The organism is Microbacterium sp. IO18, from assembly GCF_049099505.1.
GTDB lineage: Bacteria > Actinomycetota > Actinomycetes > Actinomycetales > Microbacteriaceae > Microbacterium > Microbacterium aurugineum.
In genome coordinates, this window is the sequence record NZ_JBMJAF010000001.1 from 1,506,458 (window position 1) to 1,522,848 (window position 16,391).

Annotated in this window: 17 protein-coding genes; 4 read left to right on the forward strand and 13 right to left on the reverse strand. The window is 69.5% G+C overall.

All coding sequences use genetic code 11. The annotated features are described in order from the left end of the window. Positions 1-8: 8 nt before the first annotated feature. Genes ACLF6J_RS07275 through ACLF6J_RS07290 form a run of 4 tightly spaced genes read right to left on the reverse strand, consistent with a single transcriptional unit; the run spans position 9 to position 4,623 of the window. Positions 9-1,520 carry a glycoside hydrolase family 3 N-terminal domain-containing protein gene (locus tag ACLF6J_RS07275; RefSeq protein WP_134353069.1) on the reverse strand — a complete coding sequence of 504 codons (1,512 nt, stop codon included), beginning with the start codon at positions 1,518-1,520 and terminating at the stop codon, positions 9-11. Then, on the reverse strand, positions 1,517-2,350 hold the full coding sequence (locus ACLF6J_RS07280) for a carbohydrate ABC transporter permease (protein WP_047520772.1): 834 nt from the start codon (positions 2,348-2,350) through the stop codon (positions 1,517-1,519). Before ACLF6J_RS07280 ends, ACLF6J_RS07275 begins: the two co-directional genes overlap by 4 nt. Further along, the gene (locus ACLF6J_RS07285) at positions 2,347-3,321 is read right to left on the reverse strand and encodes a carbohydrate ABC transporter permease (RefSeq protein WP_047520770.1); all 975 of its coding nucleotides are present in this window, start codon (positions 3,319-3,321) and stop codon (positions 2,347-2,349) included. The genes ACLF6J_RS07280 and ACLF6J_RS07285 overlap by 4 nt, the downstream gene beginning before the upstream one ends. A 15-nt stretch (positions 3,322-3,336) precedes the next feature. Then, a complete protein-coding gene (locus ACLF6J_RS07290; protein WP_131491789.1) occupies positions 3,337-4,623 on the reverse strand; it encodes a sugar ABC transporter substrate-binding protein in 1,287 nt (428 codons plus the stop codon). Positions 4,624-4,772: 149 nt separating this feature from the next. Between ACLF6J_RS07290 and ACLF6J_RS07295 the strand changes: the two genes are divergently transcribed. The 4 genes from ACLF6J_RS07295 to ACLF6J_RS07310 all read left to right on the forward strand — a co-directional run bounded on the left by ACLF6J_RS07295 (position 4,773) and on the right by ACLF6J_RS07310 (position 8,093). Next, the gene (locus ACLF6J_RS07295) at positions 4,773-6,029 is read left to right on the forward strand and encodes an LCP family protein (protein ID WP_134353068.1); all 1,257 of its coding nucleotides are present in this window, start codon (positions 4,773-4,775) and stop codon (positions 6,027-6,029) included. 29 nt (positions 6,030-6,058) lie between these two features. Further along, complete coding sequence (locus tag ACLF6J_RS07300) at positions 6,059-6,919, forward strand: spermidine synthase (protein WP_134353067.1); 861 nt, start codon at positions 6,059-6,061, stop codon at positions 6,917-6,919. A 111-nt stretch (positions 6,920-7,030) separates the two neighbouring features. Beyond that, positions 7,031-7,558 carry a hypothetical protein gene (locus ACLF6J_RS07305; protein WP_047520763.1) on the forward strand — a complete coding sequence of 176 codons (528 nt, stop codon included), beginning with the start codon at positions 7,031-7,033 and terminating at the stop codon, positions 7,556-7,558. 46 nt (positions 7,559-7,604) lie between these two features. Continuing rightward, positions 7,605-8,093: a SprT-like domain-containing protein gene (locus tag ACLF6J_RS07310; protein ID WP_047520761.1), complete on the forward strand. Its 489-nt coding sequence runs from the start codon at positions 7,605-7,607 to the stop codon at positions 8,091-8,093. Positions 8,094-8,118: 25 nt separating this feature from the next. Here the strand turns inward: ACLF6J_RS07310 and ACLF6J_RS07315 are convergent, their stop codons facing one another. The 9 genes from ACLF6J_RS07315 to ACLF6J_RS07355 form a co-directional block, all read right to left on the reverse strand. Beyond that, positions 8,119-8,523 carry a DUF3054 domain-containing protein gene (locus ACLF6J_RS07315; protein WP_134353066.1) on the reverse strand — a complete coding sequence of 135 codons (405 nt, stop codon included), beginning with the start codon at positions 8,521-8,523 and terminating at the stop codon, positions 8,119-8,121. Positions 8,524-8,589: 66 nt separating this feature from the next. After that, the gene (locus ACLF6J_RS07320) at positions 8,590-9,249 is read right to left on the reverse strand and encodes a 2-phosphosulfolactate phosphatase (protein ID WP_134353065.1); all 660 of its coding nucleotides are present in this window, start codon (positions 9,247-9,249) and stop codon (positions 8,590-8,592) included. An 18-nt stretch (positions 9,250-9,267) separates the two neighbouring features. After that, the gene (locus ACLF6J_RS07325) at positions 9,268-10,728 is read right to left on the reverse strand and encodes an ABC transporter permease (protein ID WP_134353064.1); all 1,461 of its coding nucleotides are present in this window, start codon (positions 10,726-10,728) and stop codon (positions 9,268-9,270) included. Continuing rightward, positions 10,725-11,486, reverse strand: a complete 762-nt coding sequence (locus ACLF6J_RS07330; RefSeq protein WP_047520748.1) for an ABC transporter ATP-binding protein — start codon at positions 11,484-11,486, stop codon at positions 10,725-10,727. The genes ACLF6J_RS07325 and ACLF6J_RS07330 overlap by 4 nt, the downstream gene beginning before the upstream one ends. A 92-nt stretch (positions 11,487-11,578) precedes the next feature. Further along, the gene (locus ACLF6J_RS07335) at positions 11,579-12,214 is read right to left on the reverse strand and encodes a response regulator (protein ID WP_047520746.1); all 636 of its coding nucleotides are present in this window, start codon (positions 12,212-12,214) and stop codon (positions 11,579-11,581) included. Next, complete coding sequence (locus ACLF6J_RS07340; protein WP_047520744.1) at positions 12,211-13,389, reverse strand: sensor histidine kinase; 1,179 nt, start codon at positions 13,387-13,389, stop codon at positions 12,211-12,213. Before ACLF6J_RS07340 ends, ACLF6J_RS07335 begins: the two co-directional genes overlap by 4 nt. 61 nt (positions 13,390-13,450) lie before the next feature. Beyond that, positions 13,451-14,242, reverse strand: a complete 792-nt coding sequence (locus tag ACLF6J_RS07345; protein ID WP_134353063.1) for a class I SAM-dependent methyltransferase — start codon at positions 14,240-14,242, stop codon at positions 13,451-13,453. A 35-nt stretch (positions 14,243-14,277) separates the two neighbouring features. Then, positions 14,278-15,432 (reverse strand): AMP-binding protein, encoded by a 1,155-nt coding sequence (locus ACLF6J_RS07350; protein ID WP_208526516.1) that lies wholly within the window; start codon positions 15,430-15,432, stop codon positions 14,278-14,280. 13 nt (positions 15,433-15,445) lie between these two features. Beyond that, positions 15,446-16,366, reverse strand: a complete 921-nt coding sequence (locus tag ACLF6J_RS07355; protein WP_134353062.1) for a 1,4-dihydroxy-2-naphthoyl-CoA synthase — start codon at positions 16,364-16,366, stop codon at positions 15,446-15,448. Positions 16,367-16,391 lie beyond the last annotated feature (25 nt).

Genomic DNA, 16,391 nt, shown 5'->3' on the forward strand with positions numbered 1-16,391 from the left:
GTCCTGTCTCAGCCGGCGCTGTTCATCCTCTGCGTCACGGCGAAGCGCCCCAGGAGTGCTTCCCTCGCCATCTGCGCACCGAGCCTACTGGCAGCGGCGACCTCGATGGTGGGCAGCGGAAGGGGACTCCGCGTCGGAAGACCGACGTTGACGACGACCGCTCCGGGATCACGGACAGCCGCCCGCTCGACGAGAGAGCGCTGCGCGGCATCCGTGTCCGGCCTGTCGATCAGCAGCACCGTCGTACCGGGCGCCGCCGTGACCTCGTCGAGCACACGGTCCTGCTCCGGCAGGTCGGCGGACGCGACGTCCAGGCGCACACGGAGTCCGTCTGCGGCGAGGGCATTCGCCACGTACGATCCCGCACTGTCGACGGCGAGGGTCGACCGGCGGCGCGCGTCGATGACCGCGAGGGCCGTGGCTGCCTCGGGGGCATCGCCGGAGACCGTCACCGTCCGACGCACGATCTCCGCGGCGTCGTAGTCGTCCGGGTCGTCGTGCCCGAGCTCTGCGGCGGCGCGGAGCTTGGTGGCGAGTGCGGCGACGCGAGCGGCCGCCTCCTCCACGCGCGCACGGGAGAGCGAGCCGTCGCGCAACGCGGCGACGATCCCGTCCCTGGCCGCGTGGAAGTCCCGTTCGTCCTGGTCCACAAGCGCGGCGTCACCCGGGTTGGTCGGGTTGCCGATGCAGAGGAGGTCGGCGCCGGCAGCGAGGGCGAGCGCCGCTCCCCCACCGAGTCCGACCGTCTCGCGGATGGCGGCCATGTCCAGCGCATCCGTGATGATGACGCCGTCATAGCCCCAGTCGCGCAGCTTTCCGAGCACGCGGGGGTTGAGCGTCGCGGGCTGCTCGCCCCACGCCGGGACCACGATGTGGGCGGTCATCACGGCATCGACGCCGGCGTCGACCGCCGCGCGGAACGGCTCCAGGTGCACCCGTTCGAACTCCTCGACGTCGAGAGTGATCTCGGGAAGGGAGTGGTGCGAGTCGAGGTGGGTGTCGCCGTGGCCGGGGAAGTGCTTCACGCACGCGGCGACCGCGGAGTCCTGGATGCCGTCGATCGTCGCGACCACGTGACGGGAGACGAGCGCCTCGTCGTCACCGAAGGCCCGCACACCGATCACCGGATTGCGAGGGTCGGTGTTGACGTCGGCGACCGGACCGAGCACGACGTTCGCACCGACCGCACGGACCCGCCGGGCGAGTTCCGCGCCGGTCCGCTCCGAGGCGACCAGGTCGTCGAGGAGCCCGAGCTGAGCGGCTCCGGGCACGGTGGAGCCGGTGGCGGATTCGAGGCGCGTGACGCTGCCGCCCTCTTCGTCGATGCCGATCAGGGCGTTCGGGTTCGCGTCGAGGATCTCGGCGCTCAAGGCCGGGAGTCGTTCGCCGACGTTCTGGCCGAAGTACACCACGCCGGCCAGGCCGTCACGCAGTTCCTGGCGCAACCACTCCGGTGCTTCGGTGCCGAAGAATCCCGGCCACAGCACACCGTTCGCGAGGCGCTCGAGCTCGTCGGTCATCCCTTCACCGCTCCTGCGACCATGCCCGAGGCGAGCTTGCGCTGCACGAGGACGAAGAAGATCATGACCGGGACAGTGATGATGGTCGAGGCCGCCATGATGCTGCCCCAGTCGTTGGAGTAGAGGCCGAAGAACGACTTCAGACCGATCGAGACCGTGTACTGGTCGGTCTGCGCGCCGAGGATCGTCATCGCGAAGATGAACTCGTTCCATGCGGTGATGAAGCTGAAGATGCTCGTCGCGACCAGACCGGGCATGACCAGGGGCAGCAGCACCGAACGGAACATCCGCCACCAGCTCGCGCCGTCGATGTACGCGGCCTCTTCGAGCTCGACGGGGACGGCGGCCACGAAGCCGCGCAGCATCCAGATGCCGAACGCGAGGGACAGCGCGACGTACACGACCATGAGTCCGAGGATGCTGTTGAGCAGACCAAGGCTCTTGACCTGGAGGAAGAGCGGGATGACGAGCGCCTCGAGCGGCACCATCTGCACGATGAGGATCATCATCAGGATCATGGTGCGGAACTTGAACTTGAACCGCGCGACCGCGACCGCGGCGAGCAGACACACGAGCGCACTGACGAGCACGGTGACGAGCGCGACGATCGCCGAGTTGCGGAGGTAGGTGCCGAAGCCCCCCTCGGTCAAGACGAAGGCGAAGTTGTCCCACGTGAATTCCTGGGGGACCAACGACTGCCCGCCGCTGGAGGCCTTGGCGTCGAAGGCGCTGGAGACCATCCAGTAGACGGGGAACAGGGTGAAGATCAGGACCGCGGCGACCGCGATGCCGGTGCCGATGCGGGAGCGGAGCCTCGGACGCGGGTTCACAGCTCGTCCTCCTTCATGAGGGAGCGGATGTAGACGATCGTGATGCCGATGAGCACGAGGGTGAGCAGCACGGCGAGAGCGGCACCGAATCCGTAGCGGTTCTGTCCGAAGGACTCGACGTAGGACCAGACACCGAGGTTCAGCACCTGACGGTTGCCACCCCCGCCGCCGGGCATCAGATACACCTGTGCGAAGACCTTGAAGTCCCAGATGGTCGAGAGGATGATCACGACCGAGAACACGGGCCTGAGCGTCGGGAAGATGATCTTCCAGAAGCGGCGCCAGGCGCCCGCACCGTCGAGCGCTGCGGCTTCGAGCATCTCCTTCGAGACGCCGAGGAGGCCGGCCAGCACGGTGATCGCCACGAACGGGAAGCCGTGGTGGACCACGTTGAGGAGCACGATGGCGTAGAACGACCACTGGTTCGTGAACCAGTTGACCGGATCGCTCATGAGACCGAGGTCCATGAGGACCTGGTTGAAGATGCCGCGGTCGGCATCGAAGATGAAGGTCCAGACGTACGTGCCGGTCACGGCGGGCATCGCCCACGCGACCATGATGCAGCTGGAGACGATGACCCGCCAGGTCGTGCCGAGGCGTGCCAGGAGCAGGGCCACGAGCGTGCCGACGGCCACGGTGACGAACACCGCGACGGCGGCGAACCCGACCGTGTTGGGCAGCACCACCGTCCAGAGAGTCGGGTTGGTGAGCGCCTCGACGTAGTTGTCGAAGCCGATCCAGTTGTTCTCCCCGGTGTTGATCTCACGCAGGCCGTAGTCCTGCAGCGAGTAGATGAACACCTGGACGAGCGGCCAGAGCATGAGCACCGCGAGGATGGCCAGCCCGGGCGCGAGAAGGAGCCAGGGGCGGGCCGCGACGATCGAGAGACCGCGTCGCTTCCGGCCGCCGGCCACGGAGGCGGAGGTGGACTCCGCCTTCGTGGCCGGCAGTGGCGCTTGCACCATCGACATGGAAGGGATGCTTCCTTACTGGTTGAGCAGTTCGGTCATCTCGGCGGCGGCGTCCTTCGTCGCGGTGGCGACGTCCTTCTGCCCGCTGAGGATGGCCTGGATCATGGAGTTGGTCGTCTTCTTCGCCTGCACGGCGCCGAAGTTCGGGGTGACCGGCACGGATGCGCCGCCGTCGACCATCTGCTCGGCGAACGGTGCGACGAGCGGGTCGGTCGAGGCGAGGGCCTCCTCCATCGCGGACTGCACGCCCGGGAAGTAGCCGGTCTCGTTCGACCACTGCTCGGCGAACTCACCGGTGGTGACGAGCTTCACGAACTCCCACGCCAGGTCGGCGTTCTTGGTCGTGTTGAAGATCGAGAGGTGCGATCCGCCCAGCACGGACGGGGCGATGCCGCCGTCTTCGCCGGGGATGACCGCGGCGCCGATCTTGCCTTCGAGCTCGGGGTTCGCCTCGATGAGCGAGTTCGGCGTCCAGGAGCCGGAGAGCATCATGGCGACGTTGCCCTGCGTGAACGCGTCGCGGAGGTCGGTCTCCTTCCAGGTGGTGGCACCTGCGGAGGAGAAGCCGTGCTCGGTCGCCAGGCCCGTGTAGAACTCGATGCCCGCCTGCGACTCGGCGCTGTCGAGCTCGCTCGTCCAGGTGTCGCCGTCCTTCGTGGCGATCTCGCCGCCGGCGCCCCAGACCCAGGGGTAGACCTGGAACTCGGCGTCACCCGGAACCGGGAACGGCAGCATGTCGGGCTTGGCAGCCTTGATCGCGTCACCCGCGGCGACGATGTCGTCCCACGTCTTCGGAGCGTCGAGACCGAGCTCCTCGAACACGTCGGCGCGGTAGACGAGCGAGCGGACGCCGGCGTACCAGGGCATGCCGTAGAGCTCACCGTCGTAGGTGCCGGCGACCTCGAGGCCCTCGACCAGGTCGCCGCGCAGGTCCTTCTCACCGTCGACGTACTCGTCGATCGGAAGGAGTGCTCCGGCGTCGGCGAACTCGGCGGTCCAGGTGGTGCCGGTCTCGGCGATGTCGGGGGTCGTGCCACCGGCGATGGAGGTCACGAAGCGATCGTGAGCGTCGGCCCACTGGATCTCCTCGATCTTGACCGTCGCACCGGTCTCCTTCTCGAAGGCTGCCGAGACGTCGTCGTAGAAGGCGGTCGCGTCGGGGTTGGTGCCCTTCATGATCCAGACGGTGAGCTCCTTGCCCTCACCGTCGGCCGAACCGGTGTCGCTGCCGCCGGCGCAGCCGGCGAGGGCGAGCGTGGCCACGGCGCCGAGCGCCACGGCCGAGAGAATGCGCTTGTGCATTGCGGGGATCTCCTCTTTGAAAGTCCTGGAAAGCATCGGGTACTCACCGGGGGTTAGGAAAAAGTATCCACGACTAACTAATTCCCTGCAAGTTGCTCCCACAATCGTCATATGGCCGTAACATCAGCTTCCCCCGGTAGGCTCCCCGGATGGTTCGCCGCACTCCCGACAAGGACCGTTCGACGGTCGCCCGCCACGCGACGCTCCCCTCTCCCGGGCCCGCCAGAGGTTTCCTGAAGATCGCCGGAATCACGCTGGGCGTCGTGCTCGTCTCCGCGATCGCCGTCGCCGCTTTCGTCGTGACCGACTACTTCAACCGATTCAACGACGGTGCCGTCACGCTGGAGGGTGCGCCGGAGGTCGAGCCGCCCTCGATCAGTGCCTACCCCGGCGAGTTCAGCATGCTCATCATCGGGACCGACGAGTGCGGTGCGGTGTCGACGGGCCTGCTGGGTGAGCGCTGCTCCGAGGCTGACGGCGGGATCCTCAACGACGTGAACCTGCTCGTGCACGTGTCGGCGGAACCCCGCAAGGTCACGGCGATCTCGCTCCCTCGTGATCTGATGCTCGAGACGCCGGAGTGCACCCTGCCCGACGGATCCGTCGCCTCGTCCACGAGCAAGACGCAGATCAACTCGATCTTCCAGCGAGCAGGACTGTCCTGCGTGGCGAAGACGGTGACCGAGCTCACGGGCATGGAGATCCCCTTCGCCGCGAAGATCGACTTCGACGGCGTGATGGAGGTGACCGATGCGATCGGCGGCGTCGAGGTGTGCATCGGCGGCGACGGCATCCGAGACAGCCACACCGCTCTCGACTGGGCGCCGGGCCCCCGCACCGTCTCCGGCTACGAAGCCCTCCAGTTCATCCGCACGCGGCACGGCGTCGGCGACGAGAGCGACATGGCGAGGGTGTCGAACCAGCAGCAGTACATGTCGCGCCTGGTGAAGAAGATCATGAGCGACGAGGTCCTCACCGACCCCGGCAAGGTGCTCGGACTCGCCAACACCGTCGTCGACAACATCGACCCGAGCGACCAGCTGGCCAACCCGGTGCGTCTGGCGCAGCTCGCCCTGTCCATCAAGGACGTGCCGTTCTCCGAGTTCGTCTTCGTGCAGTACCCCGTGTTCGAGGACCCGGACGATTCCGACCGCGTCATCCCCAACCGCGAGGCTGCAGCGACGATCTGGGATGCACTCAAGGCCGGCCAGTCGGTGCAGCTGACGGGCAAGGCCAGCAACAACGGCGGCGTCGAGCTCGTCGACCCCGCGCCGGGAACCGATCCGGAGGAACCGGCGACCGAGGCACCTCCCACCGGGACACCCTCGCCGCGTGCCACGCTCGACCCGGCCATCTCCGGCCAGACGGTCGAGCAGGAGACGTGCGCCAACGGCAAGCTGCGCTGAGCCCCTCCCCGGAGCGTAGGCTCGTGCCCATGGGCCGGACGAGATCGCGCGACACCGAGCACCCGCAGGCCCGACTCGATCATGGGGGCATCGCCGGTGTCATGCCGTCGGAGTTCACCACGGGCTTCGAGCTGATCGTCGACGGCACCCCGCAGTCGCACGTCGACCTCGACGACCCGACGCACCTGCACTTCGAGTACATCGTGCGCATGGGGGCGGTGATCGATCAGCTCGCCGCAGGCCCGCTGACCGCCGTGCACCTCGGCGCCGGCGCGATGACCATCCCCCGCTACATCGAAGCGACGCGCCCCGGCTCCCGCCAGCAGGTCATCGAGTTGGAGGCTCCGCTGGCACAGCTGGTCCGGGAGCACCTCCCACTGCCGAAGGGCGCCTCCATCCGGATCAGGATCGGCGATGCGCGCGCGGGCGTCACGAAGCTCCCGAACGCACTGCGGGCGAACTGCGACCTCGTCGTCTCCGACGTCTACTCGGGGGCGCAGACGCCCGCACACCTCACCAGCGTCGAGTTTTACCGCGAGCTCGCGGAGCTGCTGGCTCCCGGCGGCGTACTCCTCGTCAACGTCGCCGATGGTCCCGGCCTCGCCTTCGCCCGGCGCCAGACGGCGACGATCGCGGAGGTCCTCCCGGAGGTCGCCGTCCTCGCCGACACCCAGGTGCTCAAGGGCAGACGATTCGGGAACCTCGTGATCGCGGCGTCCGCCGCTCCCCTGCCGACGGAATGGCTGCCGCGGATCCTCGCCGCCGGCCCCCACCCCGCGAAGATCGCCCAGGGCGCCGAGGTCGAGACGTTCACTCAGGGCGCCCGCATCGTCACGGATGCGGATGCCGTCGCCTCACCGCGTCCCGACGCCTCGCTGTTCCTGCGCTGAGCCGGCCGATCCGGCACAGCGACGACGCCGGATGCGGAGACCAGGGCGCGCCGCCGGGACGACCCCGCGACCGGAAGGCAGACTGGACGGGGACGCTGCGGAAGGAGAGCAATGAGTTTCATCCGGGGATACGACCAGGAGACCCTCCGCGAGGTGGTCGATCTCGACGAGTGCGCGACCCGTCTCGCGGAGATCGAGGGGCAGCGGAGCCTGCCCGCACTGCTGGAGCGGGTCTGGCTGTTGAAAGTGCTCGACCGCCTGGATGAGGCGCTCGCGCTGGCCGACGAGACCGTCCGCCAGGCGCGCATGGCCGGCACCCGCAAGGACGTGCTCCGCGCTCGCGTGCTGCACGCGACGATCTTGCAGTATCGGGGAGCGCACGCTGCTGCCGAACAGGAGCTTGCGACCTGCGCGACCGAGGCCGAGGGACAACGGTGGCTGTCGATCGCGGCCTTCGCGTATCAGCACCACGGCAAGAACGCCTACGACGCCGGGGACTTCGAGACCGCTCGGGAGAGCTTCAAGCAGTCGCTGTTCCTGCGTCGTGAGTCCGGTGCACAGGACAGCGAACTGGAAACCGCGCTGCTCGCGATCGAAGCGGCCGAGCGGCATCGCCCCTCACAGCTCATCGCGGGCTGAGGCGTCCCGCGACCGCGATGTCGGTCGCATGGCTTACCCTGATCGCATGGCGGAACTCGACCGTGTGCGCGTCTGGGGCGAAGCACTGATCACGCTGCATCTCGATGACAGCTGGTCCTTCGGCTTCGACAATGCCAAGCGCCGTGCCGGGCAGTGCGACTACACGAAACAGCGCATCACGGTCTCGCGCTATCTGGCCGCGCGGTTCGATGACGACGAGATCCACCAGGTGCTGCTGCACGAGGTCGCGCACGCCCTCGCCGGTCACGCAGCGGCGCACGGACCGGCGTGGAAGCGCGTCGCGCGCGACCTCGGATACGTCGGCGGCACGACGCACCACGGAGAGACCGCCGTCGAGCTCGCCCCCTGGGTGGGAAGCTGCCCCGCGGGTCACGTGACGTACCGCCACCGCCGACCGACCCGCCCCACTTCCTGCGCGCGCTGTTCGCGCACCTACGACGCCCGACACCTGTTCGCCTGGACGCGGCGCGAGATCTCGTCCGACGTGCGTCTCGCCGCGCAGATGCCGCGCTGACCGCGACTCAGGTGGCCGGGTCGCCTCAGTCCCCCTGCTCGGTCGAGTCCGCGAGGTCATGGTGAGGGGCGGCGCCACGTCGGCGGCGAAGCAACGCCGCGATCCCGCGCCAGCCGACGAGGAACGCGCCGAGGACCAGCGTCGCGACGATGATGAACGGCACCTCGGCGGTGTCACCGCTGAGCACGCGGATGAGCATTCCGCCTGCGACCGTCACGATCCACACGACCACGCCCCACAGGACGGACCACGGGCGGCGCGGCCTGCCCGGGAGCAGAGCGGCGAGGAGATGCCCGAGGAGCACCGCGATCAGGAAGGGCCAGGCGGTGAGCAGGAACCCGGCGGGGTTCTCGTCGTGCGAGGCCCGGCCGATCGCCGCGAAGACCAGCACGAGCACGATGTCGACGATGACGGCGGGGAGGTACCTCATGCCACGACCCTACGTGCCCTGAGCCGAACCGGAGCCTCCCTCGCCGCACGAGTCCGTGCCGGGGGATCAGGCGAACGGGACGAACGCCCCCGCCCGCAGCACCGGGACGACGTCGACCGCGTCGAGCGCGGCAGCGTCCGTCGTCGACGTCGGCACCAGACCGGCTGCCTCGATACGGGTGGTCGCCTCGACACCCCCTGCGAGCTCGCGCCCTGACCCGCTCGCGCCGATCATGTGCCGCAGGGCACCTCGCAGCGCACGGAACCCCTCGGCGGCGACCGCCGCATCCGGGGCCGTGTGATCGATGCCGCGATCCGAGAGGGCCAGGACGATCGCCCCCGCGCCGAGCTGGTCCTCGACCGCGAACCGCAGCGTTCCCTCCGCATCGGCCTCCCCCGCGGCGACGATCGCGACCGAGGTGCGCGCCTGCCGCCGCTCCTGGAGCGTCTGCACCGCACGTGCCACGGCAGAGGCGTTGCGAACACCGCCGATCAGCACGGTCGCATCCGGTGCTGCCGCCGCGGCCACTGCCGCGCCGTTCCGCGACCAGCCCTCCGCCTCCGCCAGCACGACCTCCGTGCCGGACACCACCGCATCGATGACCGTGGAGGAGAATCGCAGCACATCCACGACCACCACGATGTCAGTGGGGGCGAGGCGGGCGAGGCCCGCGGTGCCCCACTCGAGGCGGACCTGATACGTGGACTGATCGAACGGCGACGGCATCCGACCAGCCTAGAGGCGTCAGTCCGCCGCGAGCGCCTCCACCGGAGCCACCCGCGTCGCCAGGCGGGTGGGCGTCGCCGCGGCCACGAGGGTGAGCACGGCCGTGGAGGCGACGATGATCGCCACCGGGATCCACGGGATCTGCGGTGCCACGAGGCCGGCGGGGACGAAGTCGGGCAGGGTCGGGACGGATCCCAAGAGCGACTGCGCGGCGATCCAGCCATACACGATGCCCAGCACGAGTCCGGTCAGCGTCGCCGCGACGGTGATGTGCGTCGCCTCCAAGAGGACCATCCGCCGCACCTGCCCGTTGGACAGACCGATCGAGCGCAGCAGACCGAGTTCGCGACGGCGCTGCACGACACCGATCGTGAGCAGGTTCACGAGGCCGACCGCGGCGATCACGGCAGAGACGGCCACGAGCACCATCATGATCGCGGCGAAGGCGTCCATCGGGGCGAAGAACTCATCGGGGATCTCTCCCGTGACCTGGCTCATCATCAGACGCTTCGCGGACTCGAGCGCGACAGCGAACATCGTCACCAGGGTCACCCCCATCACCACGCCGATCGCCATCCGCGACGAGCGCTCCGGATACCGCAGTGCGTTCTCGGCGGCGAGTCGCGCGGTGGCGCTCGACCCGAACATCCGCCCCACCAACCGCAGCACGGGCGGCATGAACAGCACGGAGCCGAGGGCCAGGCCGGTGAACGAGAGCACCCCGCCGAAGAAGGCGACCACGACGCCGAGGGGCGTCATGAGGCCGACCACCACCCCACCCGCCAGCAGTGCCGCACCGGTGAGGAGCAGGATCCAGGCGCCGATGTGTCGTCCCTGTGTGCCCGAGACCTCTTCGTGCGTGCGCTCCACTGCGCCGCCGAGGGCCTGCAGCGGGGTCACCGAGAGCACCCGTCGCGAGCCGGCCCAGGCTGCGGCCCAGGTGGTGAGCGCGACGCCGACCGCCGGAAGCGCCACGAATGGCTGCGCGAGGGAGAAGGAGGTCGGGACGTTGTCGAGGAACTGGGCGCCGACCTGGACCCCGATCGCCGCCAGCACGAGTCCGGCCAGAAGGCCGAGTACCGCACCGATCAGCCCGACCACGAGGCCCTGCGTGCCCACCTCGGCCCGCTGCGAGCGCGCCGTCGCTCCGATCAGACGGAGGAGAGCGATCTGCCGGGTGCGCCCGGCGATGATCGTCGAGAAGGTGTTCGCCGTGACGATCGCCGCGACATACATCGCGACCACCGTCAGCAGCACCGACAGGAGCGCGACGACGAACGCGAGCGTCCCGCTGTCGCCGATGAACGGGTCGGCCTGCAACACGGCGCCGATGTAGGCGGTGATCTCCACGAGGAGCACCCCGAACGCGGCCGACAGTGCGGCCACCAGGATGCTGGCGCCCATACCGCGATCACGCAGCCAGGCCAGACGCGGTCCGGTCGCCCGACTCTCGGGGACGACCGACGCGACGGCGGTCACGCGGCCACCTCCGCGGCGAGCATGTACGCGGAGATCTCCTCCGCGGTCTGCCGAGGGTGGTCCGCGACGATGCGGCCGTCTCCGAGGTACAGCACGCGGTCGGCGTGACTCGCGGCGATCGCGTCATGCGTGACCATCGCGATGGACTGCCCGTGCTCCCGGCTCGCCGTGGCGAGCAGACGCAACACCTCTCGGCCTGTCTTCGAGTCGAGGTTCCCGGTGGGCTCATCCGCGAACACGAGGTCGGGCGCGGTGGCGAGAGCGCGGGCGATCGCGACCCGCTGCTGCTGCCCGCCCGACAGCTGATGGGGCCGGTGGTTCAGGCGTGAGCCGAGGCCGAGGGTCTCGATGAGACCGTCGATCCTGGCGCGTTCGATCGCACTCGGACGCCGGCCGTCGAGCTCGAACGGCAGCATGATGTTGGCACGTGCGTCGAGCGTGGGGACGAGGTTGAACGCCTGGAAGATGAAGCCCACGCGACGGCGGCGCAGGATGGTGAGGTCGATGTCACCGAGCCCGGTGATCTCGGTGTCGCCGATCCACGCACGGCCCTCCGTGGGGCTGTCGAGCCCCGCCATGATGTGCATCAGGGTGGACTTCCCCGAGCCGGAGGGCCCCATGATCGCGGTGAACTGTCCGCGGCGGATGCCCACGCTGACATCGTCGAGCGCACGGACGGTGCCCTCGCCCGAGCCGTAGGTCTTCTTCAGGTGCTGGACGCGGGCGGCGAGCCCCATGTCGGTGGTCGTGATCTCCATGCCTCCGACGCTATTTCGGTCGCTGCCTGCGGGTCATCGCCCGGGCGGATCATCCGCGTACATCGCAAGGATGATCCGTGCTCGACCGACGGTCAGGCGAGGCCGTGCTCGAACGCGAAGACCACGAGCTGCACCCGGTCGCGCAGCACGAGCTTCGTGAGGATGCGGCTGATGTGCGTCTTCACCGTCGCCTCACTGAGGTACTCCCGGCCGGCGATCTCGGCGTTCGACAAGCCGCGTGCCGCGAGCGCGAAGATCTCCTTCTCGCGATCGGTGAGCGTGTCGTACTGCGGAGGCACCGGGCGCGGCGCTTCCGCGAAGTGCGCGAACAGGTCGCGCGTCGCCGCGGCCGCGATCACGCTCGAACCGGAGTGCACCGTGCGGATCGCGGCGAGCAGAAACTCGGGATCGGCGTCCTTGAGCAGGAAGCCGCTCGCACCCTGCCGGATCGCCCGGGCGGCGGCCTCGTCGAGGTCGAACGTGGTGAGCATGACGACGCGCGGAGGCTCCGGACGGGCGAGGATCTCGGCCGTCGCGGTGAGCCCGTCCATGACCGGCATCCGGATGTCCATCAGCACCACGTCCGGCCGCGTCGCCCGTACGACCTCGAGAGCCTCCCGCCCGTCGCCCGCCTCGCCGACCACTTCGAGATCGGGCTGCGAAGCCACGAGCATGCGGATACCGGCACGGAACAGCGCCTGGTCGTCGACGAGCACGACTCTGATCATTCGGCGGCTCCGATCGGAAGCGTGGCATGGACGACGAACTGCGCCCCTCGACGCTCGGCTTGCAGACTACCGCCGACGAGCTGCGCCCGCTCCCGCATCCCGATCACGCCGTGGCCTCCGACACCGACGGCAGCGTCGCGCGACACCGTGTTGCGCACGTCGACGTCGACGCGGTCCGCGAGCCACGCGAGGTGGACGTCGACCGCGCCGTCGCCGTGCCGGATCGCGTTCGTGAGCGCCTCCTGCAGGATGCGGTACACCGCGAGCTGGATGGCCCCGGGCGGCTCCCCCGGGGGCATGGGATCGACCGTGACCCGCGGCTCGATTCCCGCTTGCCGGACCTGCGCGAACAGGGCTTCGAGGTCGGCGAGGGTCGGTTGCGGACCGTCACCCTGACGGTGCCGGAGCTGCGTGAGCAGCATCCGCACATCGCTCAAGGCTCCGCGCGCGGTCTGCGCGATCGTGCCGAGCGCCTCGGTCGCCATCTCGGGTTTCGCCGCTGCCGCATACCGTGCACCGTCCGCCTGCGCGATGACGACGGCCAGGGAGTGGGCGACGATGTCGTGCATGTCCCGCGCGATGCGCACCCGCTCCTGCTCCTCGATGGCGAGCGACTCGGCCTGCAGCTGCGCCGCACGGGTGCGCCGCGCACGCAGCACGACCCGCCACAGCAACCCGCACACCCAGGCGAAGCCGAGGGCCATGACCGAGATCACCAGCAGGAGTGTGCCCGTCGTCACCTTCTCCCAGCCGCTGCTCGTGCCGAAGGCGACACCGTTGACGACCACCATGTACAGCGCGGCGATGAGGCCGCCCAGAAGCGCGGACCCGAACCCCCACCAGAGCACGCGCCGAGTTCCCCAGGCCGCCGTGGCGTAGAGCACGAGCAGGATCGCGATGTCGATCGGCACCGGCCCGAATCCGGCCAGCATCTGGAGGATCGCGCCCGCCCACGCGGCGGCGAGGGCGAGCCCGGGCGCGAGTCGCCCGATCGCGACACCGCCGAACATCAGGACGGCGGCGAAGACCACGGCCACGACCGCCGCGCCCCCGAGCGCGCTGTTCCCGGTGCCCGGACCGTAGAACACGATCGACATCGGGACGAAGACGAGGAAGAGCAGCGCAGCCCCGACGATGTCGAGGATCAGCGCCGTGCGGGACAGGGGGCGGATCACTCCCCCACGCTACGCGAGGGTCTGGGCGCGGGCATCCGTCGCAGGATGTATCCCCGGCTCGTCAGACGCGGGCGATGATCTCTCCGTGCGGCACGAGGTACCAGCCGTCGCCGTCATCGGTCCAGCGCTTCCAGGCGTCGCTGATCTCCTGCAGCTCGGCCCGCGTCGCCAGGCCGCTGTCGACGAGCTGCCGTGCGAGTGCCGACTCGAGGATGCGGTCGGCCCACATCCCGCCCCACCACGCACGCTCGGAAGGAGAGGCGTAGCACCAGGTGGACGCCGTCGCCGTGACCTCTTCGAAGCCCGCGGCGCGCGCCCAGGCCAACAGTCGTCTTCCGGCATCGGGCTCCCCGCCGTTCGCCCGCGCGGCTGCCTGGTACAGCGTCAGCCAGCGGTCGAGTTCGGGCAGGATCGGGAACCAGATGAAGCCCGCGTAGTCCGCATCGCGAGCGGCGACGATGCCACCCGGAGCGGTCACTCGGCGCATCTCCCGCAGTGCCTGCACCGGGTCGCCGACATGCTGCAGCACCTGGTGCGCGTGCACGACGTCGAAGGAGGCATCGGGGAAGCTCAGGGCATGCACGTCTTCGATCGAGAAGGCGAGGTTCGTCAGGCCCCGCTCGCCGGCGAGGTCGCGCGACAGGGACAGTGCGTTCTCATCGATCTCGGTCGCGGTGACGTGGGCGACGATCCCGGCGAAGTCGGCGGTGATGGTGCCCGGCCCCGCCCCGACGTCGAGAAGCCGCGTCGCCGCGGTGAGGTGCGGGCGAAGATAGGCCGCGGAGTTCGCGATGTCGCGCGAGTTGTGCGAGCGGAGGACGGATTCGTGGTGTCCATGCGTGTACGAGGCCATGCGGTTCAGTCTGGCAGAGCGCAGGGCAGCGACACTCAGTGCAACTCGACGACGGCGCGCCGGATCGCCTCGCGGTCGGGCTTCCCGGACGGGAGGACGTCGATCTCGTCCACGAGGATCAGGCGGGCCGGACGTGCGTGCCTGCCGAGCTCGTCTTCGACGGCGTCGCGCGCGTGGGCGAGCTGCTCAGACTCGCTGCGCCGCAGGACCTCGCCGCGGACTGCGACGATCACCGAGGCCTCCCCCCAGCGCTCGTCTTCCACGCCGACCACCACGGCCTCGTGAAGTCCCGCGATCCGACGGACGATGCGCTCCACCCGATCGAGCGAGATGTTGATCCCGCCCGAGACGATCACATTGTCCGCTCTGCCGTGCACACGCACGATCCCGTCCTCCACCAGGCCCAGGTCGCCGGTGCGGTACCAGCGGATCCCGTGCTCGTCGTGGACGAACGTCCGGGCCGTCAGCGACCCGTCGCCGAGGTACCCTTCGGCGAGCATGGGACCCGCGAGGCGCAGCTCGCCGTCGACCACGCGCACCCCCACGGTGTCGAGCGGCACACCGTCGTAGACGCACCCGCCGCTGGTCTCCGTCGAGCCGTAGGTGCGCACCAGACGCACTCCGAGGTCGGCCGCCCGCTCGCGGAGGGGCTCCGGGAGCGCCTGCCCACCGACGAGGATCGCTCGATACGCCGTGAGCGCGGCGCGGACCGCCGTGTCCTCCGCCGCATCGAGCAGCGTCGCGACCTGGGCCGGGACCAGCGAGGTGTAGAGGTCGGGGATGCCCGACGGCGACGAAGGGCGCATCATCTCGAAGGTCGCCTCAGCGAAGGACTCCGGCGAGAAGCGGCCCTCGATCCGCGTCGGCTGGGTGCCGGCGAGGATCGAGCGCACGAGCACCTGCAGCCCCGCGACATAGCCGGCGGGGAGGGCGAGCAGCCAACGTCCGCTGCCGATCCGCGCCGCGGTGGCCTCGGCGCTCGCCCGCAACGCCTCACCGCTGAGCGCGACTCGCTTCGGGATCCCGCTCGACCCGGACGTCGCGATGACGGCCGCGATTCCGTCGGCCACCCCCTCGGGCGCTCCGGCGACCATCCCGAGTCCCAGGGCGGGGCCGCCGTCGAACGCGCGCTCCAGGGCATCCCGCAGCTGTGCCGGGTCTTCGGCATCCGTCGGGATCAGTGCGACCATGCTGCTCTCCGGCTCAGTAGTGCCAGGGGAAGGAAGACCAGTCGGGATCGCGCTTCTCGAGGAACGAGTCGCGGCCCTCGACGGCTTCATCGGTGCCATAGGCCAGGCGGGTCGCCTCCCCGGCGAACACCTGCTGTCCCACCAGACCGTCGTCGACGGCATTGAAGGCGAACTTCAGCATGCGGATCGCCGTGGGCGATTTCGTGAGCACGGTGCGGGCCATCTTCAGCGCTTCGCGTTCGAGTTCGGCATGCGGGACCACACGGTTCACGGCGCCCATCTCGTACGCGCGCTGCGCGGAGTACTCCTCGGCGAGGAAGAACACCTCACGCGCGAACTTCTGACCGGTCTGGCGGGCCATGTACGCAGACCCGTAGCCGGCGTCGAAGCTGCCGACATCGGCGTCCGTCTGCTTGAAGCGGGCCTCCTCCGCGGATGCGATCGTGAGGTCGCAGACCACGTGCAGCGAGTGCCCGCCTCCTGCTGCCCACCCGGGGACGACGGCGATAACGACCTTGGGCATGAAGCGGATGAGGCGCTGCACCTCGAGGATGTGCAGACGACCGACCGCGGCACGGCTCGCACCGTCGACGACCGCCGTCTCGGCGTCCGAGTACTTGTAGCCGTCACGACCGCGGATGCGCTGGTCGCCACCGGAGCAGAACGCCCAGCCGCCGTCTTTCGAGCTCGGGCCGTTTCCGGTGAGCAGCACCGCGCCGATGCGGGCATCCTGCCGGGCGATGTCGAGGGCACGGTAGAGCTCGTCGACGGTGTGCGGGCGGAACGCGTTGCGCACCTCCGGACGGTTGAAGGCGATGCGTGCGACTCCGCCGTCGTGCGAGACGTGCGCAGTGATGTCGGTGTAGCTCTCGGCCCCGGGCGCGAGCACCCATTCGGCCGGGTCGAAGAGGTCGGAGACGAATGCACTGGTCACGACATCCAGCCTATTCCTCGGCCCG